This is a genomic window from Acidovorax sp. 100, from assembly GCF_003688355.1.
Taxonomy (GTDB): domain Bacteria; phylum Pseudomonadota; class Gammaproteobacteria; order Burkholderiales; family Burkholderiaceae_C; genus Acidovorax; species Acidovorax delafieldii.
This window is the reverse complement of sequence record NZ_REFD01000002.1, coordinates 1-19,620: the sequence shown is the minus strand read 5'-3', so window position 1 is coordinate 19,620 and position 19,620 is coordinate 1. Positions and strand designations below refer to the sequence as shown.

Below are 19,620 nucleotides of genomic sequence, written 5' to 3'. Positions count from 1 at the left end.
AGTCAACACGCGTCGGCTACATTTTTTCCTCCACTCTTAACCGGAGGAGCCAATGATTTTCGTAGGTAAGGACAAGTGCGATTTATCAGATCCCGCAATCGTGGAGTTTGTTCAAAAAGGAACAATTGGTCAATCTTTGGCTCTGTTTGATGAGCAGACTGGTTTCCACAAAGCGAATGTGCCTCCAATCGTTTTGGGTAAGACCCATAAAGACCCAAAGAATCCGCTGTTTGTTGTTTGGAGCGTGTCTCAGCGCTATTCAATCTTCGATCATCGAAACGCGCCCGGTGGGCAATTGGTTCAAAAAGTGAATCTTGAGACCTTTGCTACTAGAGAAATAGAGATTTCTGGGTCTATTGATTTAATACTGCGAGATGGCCTAACTCCAGAGATTGAGAAGAAGATTTCCGATGCATTCGCGGATTACATTTTTCCAACGAGTGGAGATGTAGATGTTTTTGTGGCCGAGAGGTTGGCTAAAGATACATCAATTGGCCCCTATGATTTTGGTCTTTCTAGATCGCTTACTGTTTACATCGCTGGGAATAGGGTGGTTGATCAGACTGCTTGCAACGCGATGATGCACCCTTTGGTCCGAGAGGAACGCTTCAGTGTAAGGTTGATTTCCGACCAAGATCACACCACTTATCGCCAACTGCCACCGCATCCAAATAATATTCCCGAGCAGGATATTAAAAAAACGGCTGAAGCTAGGATGCCGAATAACTGCGATGGTATGGATACTGTCGTCAGCAGATTTGCTACTGCAACATGGGCGCCTGCAAGCCGAGTTACATGGTCATGGGAGCTTGTTAATTGGGGGTGTGTTAAATTTCACTTCTGGAAAGCCACAACGGAATTCCGTGATCAAGAGTTGGCCGCGTATTTGTCGGTTACTTTTCCACGAAATATTGGGCAGTATGCAATTGATCAAGTTATAGATTCCGCAAACAAAGCGGCTGTGGCGTCTATCGTTGTTGGCATAGTCTTTACCGATCTATCGACCGCTATTGCAACTTTTAATGGCATGTTCTATGCGTCGATTGAGCAAAAGTTCGGACGTGCTCTTGAGTGTATTGGTGCTGATTTGTGGGTCAGCACTGAATATACGAGTGATTGGCATTGAATAGCACTGCGCGGAAGACGCGGATTTTCTAATGTTGGCTTTTGTGAGTTTCCCGCGATCTAACCAAGCGTTGTCATATCGGTGACCGCTTAGAACGTTTGTCCATCAGGGGATGATCTGGCCGGGTGAATGTATAGAATTATGGACAAAACTTGCTGGAATGCTTAAAATTCTTGGCAAATGAAGCCCGAAACCTCTGACTCCCACGTCTTGCATCGCCAGTTGCTGCTACAGCTGGGTGATCGCCTGCGCCGACTGCGCAAGGCACGAAAGCTCACAACGGTCGAGATGGCTGAACGTGCCGGCATTTCCCGCATGACACTCTCATCCGTGGAGGCTGGCGACCCAGGCCCATCCATGGGCACCTATCTACGGGTGATGGGTGTTCTGGGCTGTGCCGCTGATTTGGCATTTTTGGCGGGGGATATGGTTCATCCAGCACAGCCAGGTACGGCGGCGGCGCGGTCACACCGACCGGCCCCTCAGGTTCAAATCATGGTCAGCGCGGACACCAAGCGGCATCAGGCCCAGGATCTATTGAGCCTGGTTCTTCACGAAAAGGCTGTGGAGCGGGTGCGGGCCAACCCCGAGCTGATCGAGGAAGCCAAGGCCACTGTTGATCGCTGGATGAAAAGTGGCAACGCGCATTCCCACACCCTTTACGCCGAGTGGCTCAAGATCCTCATGGCGAAGAAGTGGAGCAAGGTTTTGGGCCGTTCGAGACACGCACAGGAGCTACGTCAGGCGTCTCCTTTGCCCACGTTGCTCTCGAAAGAGGAGCGCGAAAGCATCTTGGGTCATGTTTCGGCTCTCAAGAAGGGGATTGTTCTCGGTGCGGAAGGGCCACTTGCATGAATCGTCACGAGCTGGAGCATCTGATCCGGGCGAGCGGTGCCATTACTGAAGAGTATGAATTCGTTGTGATCGGGAGCCAGTCCATTCTGGGCAAGATTCCCTACCCAGACCCCGAGTTCAAGATGTCTGCAGAGGCTGACATTTATCCCAGGTACGCGCCTGAGCTTGCGGAGAAGATCGAAGGGGTGCTGGGTGAGGGCTCCGACTTTCACCTCGCGAACGGCTTTTATGCCCAAGGCGTGGGCCCAGAGACTGCAGTCCTGCCTCAGGGGTGGGAGGAACGGCTCTGGAAGGTGCAGAACGGGAATACTGACAGCTTTATTGGCTGGTGCCTGGACGTTGACGACCTTTTCATGTCGAAGGCTGCTGCAGCAAGGCCGAAGGATCAGGAGTTTTGCGCGGGGCTCTTGCGTCGAGGATATGTGACTCTCGAAAGGTGTCTCGAACTTGCTCCCTCCATGCCGCTGGAGCCCCCAGAAATCGCGCGACTGGTAGCCCGCATCAAGCGCTGGGCGAAGTAGGTCTCCCCAAACCCTTGATTCGCCCAGAGGTTACCTCACGGCTGAAGTCGCTGGCCTTGTACTCCCTAGAGGCCGGGTTGATGAAGAACACCCTGGAGTCGCCACCATACCCCGCTGGATTGCGCGTGATGAACGTGGCGTAAAAGACCCCGAAAAGCACTACGTGGCTCAGCAAACTGTCGTGCGTTGCGAGACAAGCCAGCGTGTGACCACCAGGATATGGGTTTGCGAAGGTCAGGGGATGCTGTGACGGCTCGGCCTGGATTGCGCCAATGAAGTTGTCAGCCAGGGTGTCGCGGGTCATGCCCTTGGTGTTGATTGCGCGTAGATACTGCTCCCCGCTGTCGGAGATGATGGCCACATCCCCGAGAGTTGCCACTGTCATCAGGTAGGCAGTTCTGCACATCAACCGCAACAAGAGATTGCCATCCAGCGTCGCACTGACTTTCACAACGCTCGGCAGAGTCTGGGGCTCGGATGCCTGTAGATGAAGGCCCTTGCTCCGGTAGCGGGCAATCACCTCTTCGGCGCGCTGTTGAGCTTCGTTGCCGAAGCCCGTCACTCCTCTGACAAGGCCGGTGGTGGGATCTACGTCCACCGGCTTTGTCGCAGTGAAACGAGCCCCATTCGGTGCAAGCGTTACTTTTGCGGGGTCGCCATTTGGCAAGCTGCCCGTGAGTGTCACGTTGTCCTTGCCAGATCTGGAGACCACACCGCTGGCCACAGCCAATAGTTGCAGCATCTCCATGCGCATCGCTGGCACGTCCAGCTCGACATTCAAGCGCTGGTTGTGAGCCTCCTCGCACCGGATGACTAGGCCATCGGGCCCGCCCAAAGCGCTCCCCAGAATGTGTTCCTGGTTCACGTTGGCACAGCGCTTGAGGGCCACTTGCGAATACGGGCAGATGGTGTTCTTGAACTTCATTTCTTCTCAGGCCTGGTCATCTTCTCGGCGACCATGAGGGCCCACTTGCTGCCGTAGTCCACGGACCCTCTCGCGATCCGCTCGGCCGCTATGACATCTTCCATTGGGGGCGGGTTGAAACCATGCTCCGCTGCATAGCTGCACGCAGCCCGGTGGACGGCTTCCAGCTCAAGCCTGATCCACTCCTCCACATCGCGTCCCTTGCGGTGCAGTGCCTCCGCCTGGAAGGCGTCATAGAGCACGCTGGCAGGGGCCTGCCTGGGGCGGAAAAAATCGTATTCGATGCTCATCTTCGTATGCCGGGTGTTCAGATCGTCTTCACTGAGCCCCCCGTGGGGCTCACGTTGAAGTTGCCCTTGAAACCGAGCAGGCGCAGCAGGTACTCGCGAATCAGGTCAGTAGCAGCGTCGTACTGGAGCTTCTGCTGTGCGTGCGTCAGGCTTGCAACACCCGTGTGCAGGACCTCGTTACGGAGGTCCACCAGAGGTTTGAGGCTTGGGGCCATGCCCTCCGCGCCGAACATGCGGGTCATCATGACCTTGAAGCTGAGGCTGGCGTTCGTTGCCGGGTCTATGAACTTCCCGGATCTGAAAGCGTAATGCTGCTGCGTTCCGTAGGTGTGCTTCAAGTTCTCCAGCAACACACTCAGGAAGACCAGCTTGCACTCCATAGGCAGGCCAGGGCGAGCCGCCTGCAGCATGTAATCGATCACCACCTTGAGGCTGCGCGCGCTCTCCAAGGCTTTGTACTGAGGGTATGTCTGGTCCACAAACTTCCGAATCGCAGCGCCATCCGCTGGTTCGATGACGGGATCTGCGTTCTGCCCAGGGCGATGGATGGAGTTGTGAACTTTGTGGGAGGTGCCATCTGGGTAGTTGTGTCCGTAGCAGGCCACCTGCGACTGGGTTGCGAACGCCAGTAGCCAGCAGATGCGCTCTATGGCCTCCATGGTTGCCGGCACACGCTCCGGTGCGACGTTTTCAACGAGGATTTCAGCCAGCTGCTCGGGCTTGGTCTGCAAGATGAACCGCTGCCCCTCGCATGTGAAAACCGATGTGTCGCGGACAACCTTCCCATCCACCTCCTCGCTGAACGACTCCCCTTGGACTTTGGAGTTCATGACATACGCGCGGAGGTTGGACATGCAGTGGGCCTTGTGTAGTGGGATAGATATTTTGCGCTGACCGATTGCCCTTCGGCGGGATGACTGGCTGATCAGCTGTCAAAACCCTGCATTTGGGGCTCGGAAGCAAAGAACACTCGACCTTTGGCTGCTGTGTGGTAATATTACTAATAAATAGTAATTATTAAACGTATGCGCTCCGATGTCTCCGACCCCCTCAACCAGATCCGACTGGCCAACCTTGACGTTCTCATCGGGAAAATGACCCAATGGGATTTCGCTCGGATGGTGGGCATGTCGCAGAGCGCAATCAACCACTTCAAACGCGAGAGGTCTCCTATGGGTCGCAATAGCTGTTTACGCATCGAAAGGGCTCTTGGGCTTGCAGAAGGGGCCATGGACAAGGAGGGCGGGGTGTCGCCATTAACAGACGCCCAGCGGGGCGGGCTTCCAGACAGCCCCAGAGCCCTCCACGCGCTAGATCGCGCACCGCCCCAGGATGCCCCAGAGAGCTACAGCCTGAGTGTGGTGGCGTCGAACCCGATGCATTACGCGGTGATTGACGCTTTCGTGAAGCTTGTTCAGTCGGGGCGCTTGAGCGATGAACGCTGCAGCCAAATGTTGGCGCAGTTCACGGTCATGCGCAGCAACGGGGCTCGGCCGCGCAGTGACGAGATGGACTCTCTGCTGGCGCGCTTGGCCGTCAATGAGTTCAAGGTGGTCTATACCGGCGACGGTGGCCGCGAACAGGCAGTAGAGCGGCTGGAGAACGAATTCGGCCCCGCCGTTGCGGCTTCGTTCCAGCGCCACCTCGCGGACGTGCGCTCTTTGCCGACCCGCGCACGGGATGACATGCCCCATCCGGGCAAGTGAAAGCATTGATGGCTGCGCATATCGATGTCACTGTCGTCACCGACACCAGCGATGCCCTCGTGACGCCGCGTTCCGCCCTGGTGCTGGTCCAGTTGATTGGCACCGTGGTGGATGTGTCCCAGGCGCATTACCCATCGGGCGTGAAGACCAAGATCACGCTCACGGAGAGCGATAAGGCAAAGGAAGGGCAGGGAGGGAGCCGCACACTCATGGTGATGGAGAGCTTTCAGGCGGTCTGCATGCTCATCAAACACGCCGGGTCACACGATCACATGTAGAGACTGGATGCCGTGGCCCCATGCGCATGGCCCATACGCGGAATTCCGAAATCGCAAGTGAAATCAAAGGCTTACGCTAAGGCGCCGCCATTCTGAATCGACGGCCATGCCGTGGATTTTTCAAACATTGTTTTGGGTCGAAAAAATAGGCGGTTTGGCACCCGAAGTCATGAATTTGGATTACATGACCCGGCCAAATCCGGGGTCAGGCTGCGTGCGCTCTGCCTCCTACAACCGACTGTTGAGTTCGACCGCTTTTCTCACTCGTGAGTGCTTCGCACTTGAGCAAAAAGGCGCTTTTGCGGCCCGAGGGGGAGGAGGGCGGTCAGAAGAGTCCGCTGGCCTTGGCGGGGGCGGGCCGACGCTGAATCGAGAGGCTGCGGGAAGGCCGTGTCCTGACCATATCGCCACTGAGGCTGGAAGGGCAGGACTGGAAGTGCACCAGGTTGAGCGCCGTGGTGGTTGAGGTTTCTTCGTCCGTCCACCCCACCGACATCACGCCCGACTTCAGGGTGAAGCTGTTGCCGTTCCGGTAGATGCACTGCTCGTCCTTGCGGCCATCATCCAGCTTTGGTGGGCCGTACTTGCCCTCAAGCTCAGCCCGGATCTTGTTCTCCATGGCTTCATCGGGGAGCTGAATGTTGATGACCGAGAGAGACTCCCCCTTGAAGCCAAGACTGAGTTTCACAGGGTCGGGAGAGAACGGTAATACCGCCTGGGTCGTGTAGTAGTCGTCAGCCACTGTTGCTTTGGTCGGCAGCTTCAGTTCCTGCAGGGGGCCGAGCAGCTTGATCGCGCCGCTGGAGTCGCCCTGCTCAATCGCGCTCTTGCTCATCCCCATCTTGAGATACCCGAGCCCCACGGGGCCTGCAGCCCAAACCGGGAGGGACAGGGACGCGAGAAGAGGGATGGCGTAGAGGCCAAGACGGCGGGCAATGGGGGCCATGCTGGGGGGCTTGTTACAACTTACGAGGAGTATATCGGGCTGCTTCCGGTGACTCGGACAAATAAAGTGCGTCGAGATCACCGCTCATAAGCTGTTGATTTTTCGACACTTGCGCATTGCGCGAAAGTTCGTCGGAGATTGCCAAACAGAAGGGAGACCTTGCGCCATCGTAAATATAGTCCGTCGGAAGTCCAAGTCAGATCCGAGACGCCGTGCATGCGAAGCGGCTCAGTACAAATTCACGACTGACCGCCGCGCCAAATGTTTCCCGAGCTGAAGAACGCTAACGGTTCCGACGCCGACCCTACACAGAACTGCGCCGTTTCAGTTGCCGCCTACCGACGATACCCACACGAAGCGACTGAGCTGGCCTTTCGAGAAGGGCTCCTAGGCTGCCCAGCAAAGTGCTCAGGAAATGCGAGGCTAGGTCTTTGCAGACGGATCTTTTGCCAGCGATGCCAAGAAATCTTGAGCCGCCTCCTGCATGCCCTCGAGCGTACGAGGTTTACGACTCTTTGGCATCTTGATGACTTGCGCCGGCGATGCTCGCGAGGGCTCGGCGGCTTTTTCAATGTTCTCGATAGCCTCTCGTTCTTGCCGGTTCATAGACGCTTTCACAGTGGCGATTGCCACCTTTTCAGCACGTGCCTCGCGGAGCTTTTCTGAATACGTGCTGATGGCGGCCTGGATCTCGGGACCATCGAATGGGCACCGTAAACCCTTCTTGAGTTTGCCTCCCTGCCCAGCATTTGAGATCAAGGCGTTTATGTCGGCACGCGCAACACTAAAAGATGCAGAGGCGAAAGCTCGGCGTACGTGTGACCAGGAAATCTGCGAGTCTCCCCCATGCCGAGATATGCGGTAGCTGGTCACGAGAAGGCTGACGAGCTCGCGCTTTAGGCCAGCGCTGAGATTCCAGAGTTCAACTTGATAGGTCAACAACTCAAAGTCCAGCACCTCCGCTAACACGACCTGGTACTCAGCCAAAAGATTTACCCAATCTGAGGACTCGGGCGGATCGGGCATCATGATCACAGGGTCATGGATAAGACGTTGCGTCGCCTCGGGATCGCGTTCACACAGCTTCCACCCCAAAGAGTAGTTTCCGATCACGAACCAAGGAACCTGGAGATTCGCGAGACTCAGCAAGGTGCGAGTTATCAGTGTTGCTGCAGAGGCTGACTGCGCCATGAACTGCGTTTCATCCGCACCGAGGAGACACGCACCGCTGAGGCGGATGACACGGGCGCACTCTTCAACCGCCCCTCCCTTACCGTCCATGTCACCGATGCCCAAGACTTCTTCAATCAAGCTCTTCACGACGGCAGAGGGGCCGGTCTTCCTACCGATATTGCCGTCGATGAAATCGATCAGGGGCACAGCAGGATGTGCCGCATCTATCTGAACCATTCTGCGTCCTGAAAGCACCCTTCGGAGCACGATTCGAAGGCTTGACTTGCCGACCCCAGCCAGTCCCGTCAGGAACATCGGTGTAACAAAGTCCTCAATCGTTGTTCCGTGGTACGCAAATTTCAGTACAGCATGTGGATCCTTATAGATATCCACGGCATGAGCCCTTGCTCTTTGGATCAGGGTTGTCGCGATTGCCTCCACCTGAGCAGTTACCAGAACTACCTCTTCCATCCCTTCCCGAATTGCCTTACATGCTGCTTCAACGTCCAACGTCATATGGGACTGCAAAGGCCTGCCTCGGCTCTCGCCTCGAGATTTGATAACTCCAGGCTTGAGGGCGTCTTCGTACCGCCCAGCCCAGATTGATGGATCAATCTTGGTCACGCTACCTTGCGCCCCACAGCGCTATTTTTCGCCTCCTTGGCCTCCCGTTGGGCTACAGCACCGCCACGCTTGGGTCGCCCGACAACGCGACTGCCGGACACCAGTTCTTCTCCGGTCTGCTCCTTGTAGTCTTGTTCGAAAAAGACCCTTGCGCCGCGCTTATGTTCCGTGTGCTCCTTGATGCGGCCTTGCATGTGCGCGTCGAACTCGACGGCTTCGTCGAGCGACATATCCATCACTTCCTTAGAAACGGGCGTCGGATACCGAACGTCTAGCTGAACGAGCCTGCCTTTCCACTCGAACCAAACATGCCGAATGCAGCAGTTCAAGACGTAGACTTTCACATCTATCTGGCGGCCTCCGCCCTTCACGGCGGAAAGAGCTTCCATAAAAGCTTCCGACTTTGAGTAGTACCTGCGTCCTGCTATCTCCAGGTAGCCGTCTTTCAGTTTCGCTGGCACAAGGTCCAGGTAGCCGCGGACTGCAGACTCGAAGTTCACCTGGACGGCGTCATTGCGCCCTACCGAGTCCATCGCGTCCCAGACCCCATTGGGGCTAAGGCGGCTTACGCGATGTTCCAGCTCCGGATCTACCCGGTTAGCGACCTGCGTCAATTCGTTGTAGGCCAGCAGGTTGCCGACCTCACGCCGTGCGAGTGCTACGGTCGTCTGGTTGGATCGGCGAAATGAAGGAGCTTCGTCGTCGGACGGTGTCTTTGGATTGGATGTCTCCACAATGGCCTTTGACTTGCCTGAATAGGACGGCGTGAGCTGCCGAACCACGGGCAGCAGTTCCGCATCGCGCGGGAGCCCTCCAGCCGTCGCACCAGGTCCTCGATCGGTGACCATGTGCGGAGAAACGCCCTTTGCACTGTCTTTGATTTTCAGACCGAGAAGCGCCCCGAAGGCTTCCAGACCAATTGCTGCGCAGAACTGCGCCATGCGGTAAGCAGCAGCGGTTTCGCTGCCCTGGGAGAACCCGATGCCAACCTTTTTTCCGCTGGCGACGTCTCGTATAGTGACTACAACTAACGCCGGAAGGTCGCTGCCTTCAATGTAGCCTTTGGGTAAGTCGAAAACACGATACCCATCTGCTTCGACACGTTGCATCAAATTCCAGGCCGATTCGGTAAAACTACCGAGAGCGGGTTTGAACTTGGACTGCGCCCGTTTCTTTCCTAGCCGCGTTTCACGCACTAGGTGTGGCCTGAAGTGCTGATTGACGTAGTAGAAGTACGCTCCAATCTGCGGAAACGCCTTTCCTTCAGGGTGATACAACTCAAACTGTTTTACATGGCCTCGGCACACGATTCGTGACTTACACCCGAAGTCCTTTGTCATCGCGTCCGTGTAGACCTGATCGTCGCTGACACCAATTCCTGCGCGACGCGGATATGACTCGATGATCATCTGCCGCATTTCCGTTGTGGTGTTGTAGCCGCCTTTGCGGCCCGGAGCGCCACGTTTCTCGTCTTGCGCATGCTCAGGCGCCATTCGGTCCCAGTGCCCAATGCGATGGATCGGATAGTGAAGCGCGTCCCTGTTTCGACCGAAGACTAGGTACACGTAAAACCACAATCTGACGCGCGTCTCATTCTGGACGGGCATCAAGCTGCGCGCATGAGCATTGATGTATTTGTCGAGGTTCTCATGGTCCAAAATCTCGGGCGCCTCAGCCACCAGCTTCGAGATGCAAAAGAGCTTGTCATCGACCCTGTCCCGATGTAGCTTCGCGGCGTCGGTGCGGTGTAGGTCGATTTCCGCCAAGTCCAATCCTTCGAGAGCATCAAGCCAAGGCGGCATTGTCTTGGCCTCTCCAGCGACGACCATCCCCCGTAGCAAGCCACTCTCCCATACGTCGCGGGGCAGATGGATCGGAATTGGCAATGGCAACGGCAACCGAGTGACCGTCCGTCTCCGCCTCTTCTTTCTCATTCCATCTTCTCCGCCCTCATCTTTCTTACTTTCGCCGACAACTACCTTTGCAGGGCGTTCCACAAACTCCAGCAGCGTGACAATCTTCGTTTGCGGACTGCTACGCAGAAAGAAGTAAGTTGCTCCGGTTGCTAGTTCATGGAACCCCTTTGGCGCGTGGATGACAGTTCCAGAAGTGATGCTCATGTCGGCCGCCTGAACCAGTCAGCAAACACTTTTAGTACATCCTGCTGCTCGGGGAGCATCGGCTTGTCTATGAAGAAGTGACATTCAAATAGATCAAGGCGGACCTTTCGAGCCATGACACCGTGCGCTAGAACAATTTTTTGCCGATACAGGTCAATGCCATGGGAGACTTCCACACCGTTCATCACGTCCAACGCCGACTCATACCTATCTAGGCCATCGTTGAGCGCGTCAAGGACGATTTGCTGCTGCGCAGTCGAGAGGCCGTGTTTTCGCCGCTGCCAGCTCTGTGCCCATCGCAGATTGGCAACCAAGATGCTCGGGAGCTCATCGGCAGCCACTTCAACGGTACGAATGCCAACTTCTGCGTAGACCTGCTTCTCTACTTCATGCCTTCCAGTCTCTCTTACCGTAGCGCGCCTCATGTTGGTCTTTACTGTCACACCCACCGCCGGAACGGTGAATTCGCCCCGCGATTGCTTGACATTGAAGTTGACGCAGTAGAGTCCTTGCGCGTCCTTCAGGAACACGAGGAAATCGCCGATCCAGCAGCCGGGTGTCTCGCGCTTTTCCTTGCCCTCGGTGGTCCACGTGACGACGGGATGAAAGTGCATGTGGTGCAGATCGGCGGCTACTGCCAGAGTGCCTCGAAACCGCTTCAGTTCCATAGGGCCAGCAAGTGGGTGCCCTTCCAGCGGGTGGGCAGCCGGAACGTTTGGCAACATGCGCTGCTCCTGCAGGTCCACGAGCCAGGGGCAGTAGAGCAGGACCGCAAGGACGTATCGCTCGGGCTCCGACAATGTGTGTATTTCTCGCTGCAATAGGTCAGACCATACGGTCGCGGGACTGCTCTTAGCGGGCGCCTCTTCACGGCATGCCTTGATCGAGGGTTCATAACCTGGCCCAAAGGTCGGTGTCAGTTGGCGCCTCAGGATCGTTCGATAGCGGGACTCCGTAAGCCTGTGCTTTTCCATCTCCGTCTCCAAGCATCGGCCGCAGCCGAAAGGTCGAGTTCGGGACAAGCAACGCGATGCAATCCGGTTCCTCGAAACGGATTGACAGGAGACGCGATTTGATGGAAAGTCGAACCAAGCCGCTTTGTCAAGAACTGGCTCGCACATTCCAAACACGCCCGGTGACCTTTGGCGAGGTCTCCGGGCGTGGTGCTTTTATCCCACGATTGTTGAGGTTGTGGGTCAGGTCATGAAGGAACTCCTCCGTGATTTAGCTGCGCAGCCTGCGGCTGGGCTGAAGCCAGCGGATGCTCCTCATCGGGTGCCGGTGGCGATCTCAGCCCCAGCGCGATTGCCGCTTGATGCGCTTCCCCCCAGTTACCCTGCGACCGTCCGGCCAAGAGCGAGGCCACGACTGACGGTTTAAACCCATGAACATGGGCCCACTCCGTAATGGTTACACCGTGGCGTAGCAGCCAGGCGCGGGCCTCGGTCGGCGTTCTGAGAGATGGCATGCTGAATCGTCTCTCTTATTCCAACATTTGTCAAAATTTTGTGCATATGATCGAAATTGCGACATGTGCTCAAAATTTTGATAGCATCCGTACATTCAAGGAGTACTCACAATGTTTGGCTCTCGTCTCGCTTCCGAGCGAAAACGATTGAAGCTCAGCCAAGAAGCGGTGGCCACGGTGCTCGGCACCAGCAGATCAGTCGTCGGCATGATCGAAACGGACCAGACCTCTCTCGGCGCAGAGCGACTCTTGAAGCTCGGTGCGGCCGGCTTTGACGTACTCAAGGTTCTTACCGACGAACCAGGTAAGACAGCGGCTGGTCGATTGCTGAACTGGGATTTGGCCATGAAGATTTCAGAATCAGTAGACGACTGGGCAAGAATGCGGGGCGTCAAGCTGCATCCCGAGAAGAAGGCACTGCTCGTCAAGCACTTGTACCTGCAGTTCGCGTCACGAGAGCAGATCGACGCACACCTGCTGAACGAAACTCTGCAGATGGCGGCCTGAGTTGTGAATCGCCCTCCTCCCCCTGATGTTGCGAGCGAAACTGCCATATTGCTGGATGAGGCACTGCAGGATCTGCTGCTGCATCAGCCAGATCCTCGCACTCTAGGGCTGCGTCGCCGTCAGCGTCTTGCCGGTACCACGCTGCTTATCCTTGCTAGCGGGTGCATGGTTGCGATTACAGCGCTATCTCCGCTTTCTACATCGTTACCATTTTGGAGACTAGCGCTCGGCGTCCTGGCCATCGTGCTGATGTTCCTTGGCGCTTGGTTGATAGATCACGCGGGCAAACGGGAGATGAGTGAGCGCCTTGAGGGACTCGCGGGAGAAGTTGGCGAGTCACTGAACGAACCATCTCAGGCCCTCGCCAACAGGCAGCGGCATTTTGGGATCAGTATGCTGGCTCTGGCTGCGTTCTGCGTGTGCGTCTCCGTCGCACCGCTTCCAGGCAAGGACCATCTTGACGTACTGATGTGGTCGGGTTACTCGATCATCCTACTTGCCACCGGCGCTTGGCAGATCAAAAGGGCCTCCAAAGCAGCGCTGCGTGCGCAGGAACTTGTCGCAATCGAACGCCGCAGGAAAACGTCCCAGGCCGGTAGACACCTCCGTAGGATGTCGTAGTCCTGCCAACTGATGGCGCGAGAACGATGCTGGCCACAATCGAGCTAGGGCTACCTCAGTCCTGGTTGCCAGACGAAACGCTATTCAGCCTGTGTAGCCGGTATCACCGCGCCAGTGGACAACGACTGGCATCAACGACATGTCGATTGCTTTTTGGACATCCAAACCAGGGATGCGCCCACGACTTTCCTGCGCGGCTCAATCACTTCCTAGCAGTTTCTGGAAACACACTCGGTAGCGTTGAGCACATCGTAGAGCACCGAACAGTCCTGCCGCTGTACCTTCGGTTCGCCAGCACAAACCAAGTCAATGCAACCCTCAATGCGGCCGCCCTGAATTCTTCAGGCAGGCTGAAGTTCCAACTCGGGCTCCTCACGAGCAGGTTCCGGGCAAACCACCCGCTCAAGGCCTGCCCCTATTGCATGGACGAGGACATGAAGGCGCACAGCACGCCGTACTGGCATCGCGAGCATCAGTTGCCAGGGGTCTGGGTGTGTCTTCGCCACGGGCGCAAGCTAGAGACATCAAACCTCAAGGCCACGGGTGTGTCAAGGTTTCACTGGGTATTGCCTTCGCCCTCCCAGTTCACTGACCCAGCGGAGCCAACCGCTATAGCCGACAGCACCGTGCGGCTTGCGCGGATGGTGGCTGATCTCGTTGGCAGATCCGACGTACGCCTCTCTACACCGATGCTGGGAGCAGCATTTCGGACCGCGCTCGCTCAAAAAGGCTTTCTCACAGGTCCAAAGCAGCGTCTAAAACATGCCGCCGCAGGCGATGCCTACGTAGCATTCCTTGCGCCGCTGCTTAACCTCGAGCAAATGGATGGACTTCCGTCATCCGCAGATGAAGCCTGTGCCGAAATCGCCCGGCAGATCGCCTCAGAGCGATCCGGCGTCCATCCGTTGAGACGTCTTACTCTTGCTGCGTGGCTGTTCGATAACCTCGACCAGTTGCTTGCATGCGTTGATCAGGCGACTGCGCCGAAGGCACTTGAGGTCACTAAAGACGCGAGGGAGGCACCGAGTCCCGTAGATCCGCGACGTGCGCAATTCTTCAAAGTGCTGGCCTCCGGTCTGTCGACCTCGGCAGCCTCAAGAGAGGCCGGTATCGACACGACAACAGGCATGGTCTGGGCTGCATCTGCCGGGTTATCCACGCCTCGACGCCCAAAGACGCTTAAGGGCAATGATCGGACGCAGCTTATCAAGCTGCTGCGCCAGGGATTGCCCAAGGCTGACGCGGCCACCTACAGCAAGGTCTCCATCCAGACCGTCACCACATTGCTCAGAACGGAAGTGGGTCTGCATGAGGCCTGGCGGCTTGCAGGGTTCGAGAACGCACGACTGCGTTATCGACGTACCTGGCAGCGATTCATCGCGATAAACCCGCTCTCTGGTGTCAAGGCTGCACGGATGGCTGAGCCAGCCACTTACGCTTGGCTCTACCGCAACGACCGCGACTGGCTTAGCGAAAGGACTGGCGATATGGCCAAGGAAGCCCGACGCCCTCAGTCTCGCGTCGACTGGGATACCCGAGATCGAGAACTTGCCGATCTGGTCCGCGTGACTGCGCTGAGCTTGGTCGAAGTAGAGCGTGTGCGGCGCATCAAACTCCACCATCTCTATCAGCGAATCCCCGAGTTGAAGGCCAAGCTGAATACGCTGGATCGCCTTCCGCTCACGCGCGCTGTAATCTTCGATGTTGTTGGGCCCAGGACCGGCCTCTGAGAGCATCGTCAGAATCCTTGAACAGGTCGCCCAAGCCAAGCGACTGACACTCGGTCCAACTCTAGATGCAAGGTAAATCACACAGCCAAGCGACACTAGACGAGGCAGTGACGCAAAGAGCCCAACAGTATCAGCCGAGCTAGCAGTTGCTTGCTTTCCAACACGAACACTCTCGTACCAATTCACCTAAACGGTGGGGCGAGGCGTTGCCCTTTTGGGCCGGCGCTACGAGACTTCTTGCTCTCCTTGCAACACAGCGCCTGCCAAGGTCAAGTTGCTTCAAGGTTGCGATTCGCTGCCGCCCAATTCACGCACACCCATGGAACATCCACTCTCCAGAACTACGTCGTTTCTGAGTTTCCATCCCAGAGTTTTCATAATCTCGCTTACGTCGTACAACTGATCTAGAAATCGATCGAGCCACGTCTTCCGCTGAATCGAAGAGCGTCGCAAACGCTATGGCATATGCGAAACCGCTACCTGGCAGGGCATAGGGTCTGGGAAGCCGATCGAAAGTTGAAAAACGCACTCCTGGTTCTTTCTCGCAAAGCTGTGGACAATGGCGACGGAGCCATGCGCGTGGCGTGGAGTTCAAAACATAGTCGCTAAGCAATGGCTTCTTCCCATTGGAGCTCCCCGTCAGCCCAAGCTCATGCAACCTCAAGGCCAACGGACCATCGATCGAAGGCGAGGCAAATGGCCTATCTCTATCGAGAAATAGCTCATAGATTTCATGCAAGCGCGTTTGAAACTGGCGCTCTGCTTGGCTAGCATGGTCGTATTCAACACGCTCGATATCGCCCAGTTTCACCCAGTGCTGTGGAAGACGTGAAAACGGATCTGGATCCGTCACCCAGTTCAAAGCCTCGCCATGTAAGGGGCAGACCTCGACACCCACAAGGTTGTGAGTACGTCGAAACCAGCTATAGCCCCAATGCGAAATATCTTCGTCAACGCACCTGCAGCACAGGTGCACCTTCGCTGTGTGCAGTCGTGCCCCAAAGTTCCTTGTAATACTCGGCCTCTTTGCAGATCCGTGATGAACTGGGTCGGTATCGCTATCTGCAACTCGTATCGTGGGCAAGAGGCTGTGGTGTCTTGCATAGTCGGTAACGCTCATTCCCGCGATCGTGGCCAACTGCTCCAGTAGGGAGAAACCTGCCGCACCTTCACAGTGCTCCTCCGCCACTCTCTGAACTAGCCGCAGCCTTCGATTCATATCGATCAGGCCACAGCAAAAGAGCCCAATTCGCCCTGCATGTGCAAGAACGAACTCATGGGGCATTGGAGCCAATCGCGGCAAAGTCATTTGTCCTCCAACCTCTCCAGTTCAGCGACAACACGACGCGCTTGCACAAGCGCACGTTCATACGGCCGAGGCGTCTCCCCGCTGATCCTCATCGACTTCGCAACGATGTCTAAACACCGACCAATCACCATGGGCGAAGCGCCGAGCTGCTCCCTCTCATAGCGCGAGAGACACGAGCGATCGCAACCTAGCAACTTCGCAAATTCTGCCTGCGTGCGTGTACCGCGCGCGGCTCGAAATAGCTCTCCTTGAGATGTGGGATATACGAACATTGTTCCACTATTACACATTGCTAGGTAACGCGCAAATCGACGTGAAGAGCACGCAATACTTCTTCCAGGAAAGGCTGGAGGTGCCCACTTGTGTCGCTGAAGCAACCACTTCAGGAGTGCAGGCCTTGGGTACGTGCCAATGATCGCGTTGTGTTTCCATGGTTGGCTATTGACGACCGCTCATGGCTGTACCGTCCGTTCAATCGCTCATTGTTCCTCGTGGATGGCAAGACAGGTATGACCGCGGCCAATGCCGAGGCGCTGGTTGAACGGCTACGCAGCCTGCAGCACTGCCAAACCGAGGTCCGAGGATTGAGGACTGCTCCAGGCTGGTCAGAGTCATTCACGGCAGACGGTCCGAGCGACCGCCGCGTTCGTCACCCGACATTCGATGTGCAGCGGTTCGTATGACCGCTGCGCATCGGAGACCGGGTACTCGATAGGGTGCGGCGGTCGGCCGATTCTGGATGACCGTCGCCCTGTGCCTTGAGTGCAGCACCATCGGTCTGGCGGTCGTCAACAGCCGATCCGACCTGACCACCGAAGCGCCAGTGCGCTTGGTCGCCGGCCTTGACGTCGAGATTCGCGACGCGCTGGTCTACGGCCGGGGCCCGGCGCCGCGCTGACACCGTGGACAGCTTCAGGCGTCGCTATCATTGGCCCGCCAGGTATCGACGCCCCATCTAAGATCGGACCTGGGAGGAGCCCCATTGCACAAGAACTACCCCGGATTGATCTCCGTGCTGACCGCGGCGGAGCTCGAGGACTTCGTCGACGACTGGTTGCACCAGCGTTGCAAGGACTACCACTCGCACGACCGGTGGAGCGGCACGGGCGACCTGGGCCGCGATGTCACGGGCTACGTCACCGACCGTCGGATGGACGGGCCATGGGACAACTTCCAGTGCAAGCAGCTTAGCAAGCCGCTGTCCGAGAAGGCGCTGTTCGTAGAGCTGGGCAAGATCTTCATGCACTCGGCGGCAGGCGCGTACGCGCTGCCGCGGGCCTACACCTTCGTGGCGCCCCTGGGCGTCGTGCGCAAGGTACGCGAGTTCGTCGCGCACCCGGACCGGCTGAAGCAGGCGTTCCTGGATCGCTGGGACACGTACATCGCGGGTGACCTGGTGGAGAACGCGACGGTAAAGCTGACGCCGGAGATCGAGGCCAAGATCAGGGCTTTCGATTTCGCGAACGTCCACTGGCTCGACGCTAGGCTGCTGGCCAAGGATCCGGCATGCATGCCGGCGCTGGTCAAATGGTTTGATGCCGACCCCGGCCAGAGCCCCAGGGGCGTCGTGCCCGCTGCGATCCACGCCAGCGAATCGGCCTACCTCGGCCAACTGCTGAAGGTGTACGAGGAGCGGGGGCCGGGTACCTACCCCGATCCCGATGCCGCGCTGGCCTGCCCCGATGTGGGGCCGCATCTCAAGATCCAGCGCACCCGCTTCTTCGACGCCACGGCGTTCGACCGCTTCTACCGTGACTCGACGCCGGAGGAGTTCGTCCAGACCTTCCGCGACGAGGTCCACCACGGCGTTGTCGACGTCCACGACGCCGATCACACCAACAAGTTCGCCCGCCTGAACAAGGTCATGCAGCAGGCCGCCCTGCTGCAAGCTTCCGGCGTGCTGGGCCGGCATGCCGGGCCGCAGGTCAAGCAGGGCACCTGCCACCTGCTTGCCAACGAGGGGGTCATGCCATGGGATCGGTAGACAGGCCGGCGCCCAGCACGCACCCCTTCAATAGCACGCTCGAAACAGGCATCCGCGCGCTGGTCGTGCTGGAAGCCTTCCATCCGCGGCGTTGCGACCTGCTGGAGATGACCTGGCTCGACCACCTGGTCGTTCACACCGGGGATCTCGACGACCCAGATGCCCCGAGCAGCCTGCACCCGGATCTGCCCAACCGCGCGGCCGAGCTCGTGGTGAGGCGTCCGCTGGTAGAGAAAAGCCTTCGGCTGATGCAGCAGCTGCACCTCGTCGACGTCTTCGAGACTGAAGACGGCATCACCTTCGGTGCGAGCGACGACGCCCCGATCTACCTCGACCTGCTGCAGGCATCGTATTCCGTCGCGCTCAAGGAGCGCGCCCAGTGGATGGCCGAGCGCTTTGCCAACAAGCCGGCCGCAGAGATGCGCGAGCAGATGGAAAAGCGAATCGGGCGGTGGACCGCCGACTTCCGCGTTGAAGAGACGTTTGCGGGAGCACGCGCATGAACGGTATCCGGCTGCGCCACCTGGCCTTCACCGGGCCCAACATTGAGCCTGCCAAACTTGAATTCGTCGACGGCCTGAACATCATCTACGGCGCGTCCAACACCGGCAAGTCGTTCGCATCGGAAGCGGTGCTCTTCATGCTCGGCGCGGTTTCCAAGCTTCCAAAGACCGATGAAATCAAGGCCTACGACGCAGTCTGGCTCGGCCTGACCCTTGGCGACCAGGGCGAGTTCACCCTGTATCGTCCGACCAAGGGTGGAAACCTCAAGCTCTTCCCGGGTCTCATCACCTCCCACCCGACCGGCAAGGGAGAGGTGTTGTCAGGGAAGCACAGCGCGAAGGCAACCGACTCTGTCTCCTACCGGATCCTCGAGACTTTGGGCCTGCAGGACCGGTGGATTGTGCGCAATGCCAGCGGTGAGAAGGAACAGCTGGCCTTCCGCGTACTGGCGAAGTTCGCCGTGGTTGGGGAGGAGGACATCATGTCCAAGCGAAGCCCCGCCTACGTGTCGAACAGCTATACGGAGCGCACCCTCGATCAAAACCTGTTCAAGCTGCTCCTCACCGGTCAGGACGACGCGGCCACCGTGACAGTCCCCACCGAGCCCGCGCGGATTGCCGCCAAGGCGGCCAAACTGGAGCTCGTCGACGAGATGCTGGCGCAGCTCGACAAGGAACTGGGCGACGCCCCGGCAGACCGGACGCAGGTGGACGCACAGCTCGCGGAACTGGACGCCAGTGGCGCAACGACCACCGCCGAGCTGCGGGCCGTGCAGACCATGCTGGATGACAACGCCGCCGAGCGGCGTGCCGCGGTTGACCGCCGCCAGGAACTCACCGCACGAGCTGCAGAACTCGACATCACCCTGGAACGCTTCGCCAAGCTGCAGGCGGTCTACAACTCCGACTTGGACCGGCTGCATTCCATCGAGGA

General features: G+C 57.7%; 19 protein-coding genes and 1 pseudogene. 11 read left to right on the top strand and 9 right to left on the bottom strand.

Annotated elements, in window-relative coordinates; translation table 11 throughout:
* Positions 1-52: 52 nt before the first annotated feature.
* From C8C96_RS24715 to C8C96_RS23650, 3 genes are all read left to right on the top strand, one after another.
* Entirely contained in the window at positions 53-1,126 is a 1,074-nt protein-coding gene (locus tag C8C96_RS24715; RefSeq protein WP_147455709.1) for a hypothetical protein, read from the top strand.
* Between the two features lie 180 nt (positions 1,127-1,306).
* Positions 1,307-1,981 carry a helix-turn-helix domain-containing protein gene (locus C8C96_RS23655; RefSeq protein WP_121944163.1) on the top strand — a complete coding sequence of 225 codons (675 nt, stop codon included), beginning with the start codon at positions 1,307-1,309 and terminating at the stop codon, positions 1,979-1,981.
* The gene (locus C8C96_RS23650; RefSeq protein WP_121944162.1) at positions 1,978-2,502 is read left to right on the top strand and encodes a DUF6036 family nucleotidyltransferase; all 525 of its coding nucleotides are present in this window, start codon (positions 1,978-1,980) and stop codon (positions 2,500-2,502) included. The genes C8C96_RS23655 and C8C96_RS23650 overlap by 4 nt, the downstream gene beginning before the upstream one ends.
* Here the strand turns inward: C8C96_RS23650 and C8C96_RS23645 are convergent.
* From C8C96_RS23645 to C8C96_RS23635, 3 genes are read right to left on the bottom strand one after another with little or no spacing between them, the layout of a single operon-like run.
* On the bottom strand, positions 2,483-3,427 hold the full coding sequence (locus C8C96_RS23645; protein WP_121944161.1) for a hypothetical protein: 945 nt from the start codon (positions 3,425-3,427) through the stop codon (positions 2,483-2,485). The genes C8C96_RS23650 and C8C96_RS23645 overlap by 20 nt on opposite strands.
* The gene (locus tag C8C96_RS23640) at positions 3,424-3,717 is read right to left on the bottom strand and encodes a hypothetical protein (protein ID WP_121944160.1); all 294 of its coding nucleotides are present in this window, start codon (positions 3,715-3,717) and stop codon (positions 3,424-3,426) included. Before C8C96_RS23640 ends, C8C96_RS23645 begins: the two co-directional genes overlap by 4 nt.
* Positions 3,718-3,734: 17 nt before the next feature.
* Entirely contained in the window at positions 3,735-4,571 is an 837-nt protein-coding gene (locus tag C8C96_RS23635; RefSeq protein ID WP_121944159.1) for a hypothetical protein, read from the bottom strand.
* 171 nt (positions 4,572-4,742) lie between these two features.
* Here C8C96_RS23635 and C8C96_RS23630 point away from each other — a divergent pair, with 171 nt between their 5' ends.
* Together C8C96_RS23630 and C8C96_RS23625 are read left to right on the top strand one after the other, a co-directional pair.
* Complete coding sequence (locus C8C96_RS23630; RefSeq protein ID WP_121944158.1) at positions 4,743-5,423, top strand: helix-turn-helix transcriptional regulator; 681 nt, start codon at positions 4,743-4,745, stop codon at positions 5,421-5,423.
* A gap of 8 nt (positions 5,424-5,431) precedes the next feature.
* Complete coding sequence (locus C8C96_RS23625) at positions 5,432-5,701, top strand: hypothetical protein (protein WP_121944157.1); 270 nt, start codon at positions 5,432-5,434, stop codon at positions 5,699-5,701.
* 325 nt (positions 5,702-6,026) lie between these two features.
* On the opposite strand, the gene C8C96_RS23620 is transcribed toward C8C96_RS23625, so the two are convergent.
* The 5 genes from C8C96_RS23620 to C8C96_RS25485 all read right to left on the bottom strand — a co-directional run bounded on the left by C8C96_RS23620 (position 6,027) and on the right by C8C96_RS25485 (position 12,032).
* Positions 6,027-6,647, bottom strand: a complete 621-nt coding sequence (locus C8C96_RS23620) for a hypothetical protein (RefSeq protein WP_147455708.1) — start codon at positions 6,645-6,647, stop codon at positions 6,027-6,029.
* A 423-nt stretch (positions 6,648-7,070) separates the two neighbouring features.
* Positions 7,071-8,336, bottom strand: a complete 1,266-nt coding sequence (locus tag C8C96_RS23615) for a hypothetical protein (RefSeq protein ID WP_147455637.1) — start codon at positions 8,334-8,336, stop codon at positions 7,071-7,073.
* 104 nt (positions 8,337-8,440) lie between these two features.
* Positions 8,441-10,564: a hypothetical protein gene (locus C8C96_RS23610; RefSeq protein ID WP_147455636.1), complete on the bottom strand. Its 2,124-nt coding sequence runs from the start codon at positions 10,562-10,564 to the stop codon at positions 8,441-8,443.
* The gene (locus tag C8C96_RS23605; RefSeq protein WP_147455635.1) at positions 10,561-11,289 is read right to left on the bottom strand and encodes a hypothetical protein; all 729 of its coding nucleotides are present in this window, start codon (positions 11,287-11,289) and stop codon (positions 10,561-10,563) included. Before C8C96_RS23605 ends, C8C96_RS23610 begins: the two co-directional genes overlap by 4 nt.
* Positions 11,290-11,765: 476 nt before the next feature.
* Positions 11,766-12,032, bottom strand: coding sequence for a DNA-binding protein (locus tag C8C96_RS25485; RefSeq protein ID WP_082576702.1), 267 nt, complete (start codon positions 12,030-12,032; stop codon positions 11,766-11,768).
* A 111-nt stretch (positions 12,033-12,143) separates the two neighbouring features.
* Between C8C96_RS25485 and C8C96_RS23595 the strand changes: the two genes are divergently transcribed.
* Entirely contained in the window at positions 12,144-12,539 is a 396-nt protein-coding gene (locus C8C96_RS23595; RefSeq protein WP_056637541.1) for a helix-turn-helix domain-containing protein, read from the top strand.
* Between the two features lie 647 nt (positions 12,540-13,186).
* Positions 13,187-14,890: a TnsD family Tn7-like transposition protein gene (locus tag C8C96_RS23585; protein WP_082576703.1), complete on the top strand. Its 1,704-nt coding sequence runs from the start codon at positions 13,187-13,189 to the stop codon at positions 14,888-14,890.
* Between the two features lie 307 nt (positions 14,891-15,197).
* Here the strand turns inward: C8C96_RS23585 and C8C96_RS25480 are convergent, their stop codons facing one another.
* The gene (locus tag C8C96_RS25480) at positions 15,198-16,109 is read right to left on the bottom strand and encodes a TniQ family protein (protein WP_370107407.1); all 912 of its coding nucleotides are present in this window, start codon (positions 16,107-16,109) and stop codon (positions 15,198-15,200) included.
* An 829-nt stretch (positions 16,110-16,938) separates the two neighbouring features.
* On the opposite strand from C8C96_RS25480, the gene C8C96_RS24925 reads away from it, so the two are divergent.
* The 4 genes and pseudogenes from C8C96_RS24925 to C8C96_RS23560 form a co-directional block, all read left to right on the top strand.
* The gene (locus C8C96_RS24925) at positions 16,939-17,097 is read left to right on the top strand and encodes a hypothetical protein (RefSeq protein WP_156391413.1); all 159 of its coding nucleotides are present in this window, start codon (positions 16,939-16,941) and stop codon (positions 17,095-17,097) included.
* An 84-nt stretch (positions 17,098-17,181) separates the two neighbouring features.
* Positions 17,182-18,183, top strand: a complete 1,002-nt coding sequence (locus C8C96_RS23570) for an ABC-three component system protein (protein ID WP_199737512.1) — start codon at positions 17,182-17,184, stop codon at positions 18,181-18,183.
* Entirely contained in the window at positions 18,171-18,686 is a 516-nt protein-coding gene (locus C8C96_RS23565) for an ABC-three component system middle component 2 (RefSeq protein WP_056642957.1), read from the top strand. The genes C8C96_RS23570 and C8C96_RS23565 overlap by 13 nt, the downstream gene beginning before the upstream one ends.
* Positions 18,683-19,620 (top strand): annotated as a pseudogene (locus C8C96_RS23560) (hypothetical protein); the annotation flags it as partial. The gene C8C96_RS23565 and the pseudogene C8C96_RS23560, both read left to right, overlap by 4 nt.

Excerpts from the sequence above, each read along its gene's own strand:
- C8C96_RS24715 (WP_147455709.1), top strand. The coding sequence starts at position 53 with ATGATTTTCGTAGGTAAGGACAAGTGCGATTTATCAGATCCCGCAATC.
- C8C96_RS23655 (WP_121944163.1), top strand. The coding sequence starts at position 1,307 with ATGAAGCCCGAAACCTCTGACTCCCACGTCTTGCATCGCCAGTTGCTG.
- C8C96_RS23650 (WP_121944162.1), top strand. The coding sequence starts at position 1,978 with ATGAATCGTCACGAGCTGGAGCATCTGATCCGGGCGAGCGGTGCCATT.
- C8C96_RS23645 (WP_121944161.1), bottom strand. The coding sequence starts at position 3,427 with ATGAAGTTCAAGAACACCATCTGCCCGTATTCGCAAGTGGCCCTCAAG.
- C8C96_RS23640 (WP_121944160.1), bottom strand. The coding sequence starts at position 3,717 with ATGAGCATCGAATACGATTTTTTCCGCCCCAGGCAGGCCCCTGCCAGC.
- C8C96_RS23635 (WP_121944159.1), bottom strand. The coding sequence starts at position 4,571 with ATGTCCAACCTCCGCGCGTATGTCATGAACTCCAAAGTCCAAGGGGAG.
- C8C96_RS23630 (WP_121944158.1), top strand. The coding sequence starts at position 4,743 with ATGCGCTCCGATGTCTCCGACCCCCTCAACCAGATCCGACTGGCCAAC.
- C8C96_RS23625 (WP_121944157.1), top strand. The coding sequence starts at position 5,432 with ATGGCTGCGCATATCGATGTCACTGTCGTCACCGACACCAGCGATGCC.
- C8C96_RS23620 (WP_147455708.1), bottom strand. The coding sequence starts at position 6,647 with ATGGCCCCCATTGCCCGCCGTCTTGGCCTCTACGCCATCCCTCTTCTC.
- C8C96_RS23615 (WP_147455637.1), bottom strand. The coding sequence starts at position 8,336 with ATGACGTTGGACGTTGAAGCAGCATGTAAGGCAATTCGGGAAGGGATG.
- C8C96_RS23610 (WP_147455636.1), bottom strand. The coding sequence starts at position 10,564 with ATGAGCATCACTTCTGGAACTGTCATCCACGCGCCAAAGGGGTTCCAT.
- C8C96_RS23605 (WP_147455635.1), bottom strand. The coding sequence starts at position 11,289 with ATGTTGCCAAACGTTCCGGCTGCCCACCCGCTGGAAGGGCACCCACTT.
- C8C96_RS25485 (WP_082576702.1), bottom strand. The coding sequence starts at position 12,032 with ATGCCATCTCTCAGAACGCCGACCGAGGCCCGCGCCTGGCTGCTACGC.
- C8C96_RS23595 (WP_056637541.1), top strand. The coding sequence starts at position 12,144 with ATGTTTGGCTCTCGTCTCGCTTCCGAGCGAAAACGATTGAAGCTCAGC.
- C8C96_RS23585 (WP_082576703.1), top strand. The coding sequence starts at position 13,187 with ATGCTGGCCACAATCGAGCTAGGGCTACCTCAGTCCTGGTTGCCAGAC.
- C8C96_RS25480 (WP_370107407.1), bottom strand. The coding sequence starts at position 16,109 with ATGAATCGAAGGCTGCGGCTAGTTCAGAGAGTGGCGGAGGAGCACTGT.
- C8C96_RS24925 (WP_156391413.1), top strand. The coding sequence starts at position 16,939 with ATGACCGTCGCCCTGTGCCTTGAGTGCAGCACCATCGGTCTGGCGGTC.
- C8C96_RS23565 (WP_056642957.1), top strand. The coding sequence starts at position 18,171 with ATGGGATCGGTAGACAGGCCGGCGCCCAGCACGCACCCCTTCAATAGC.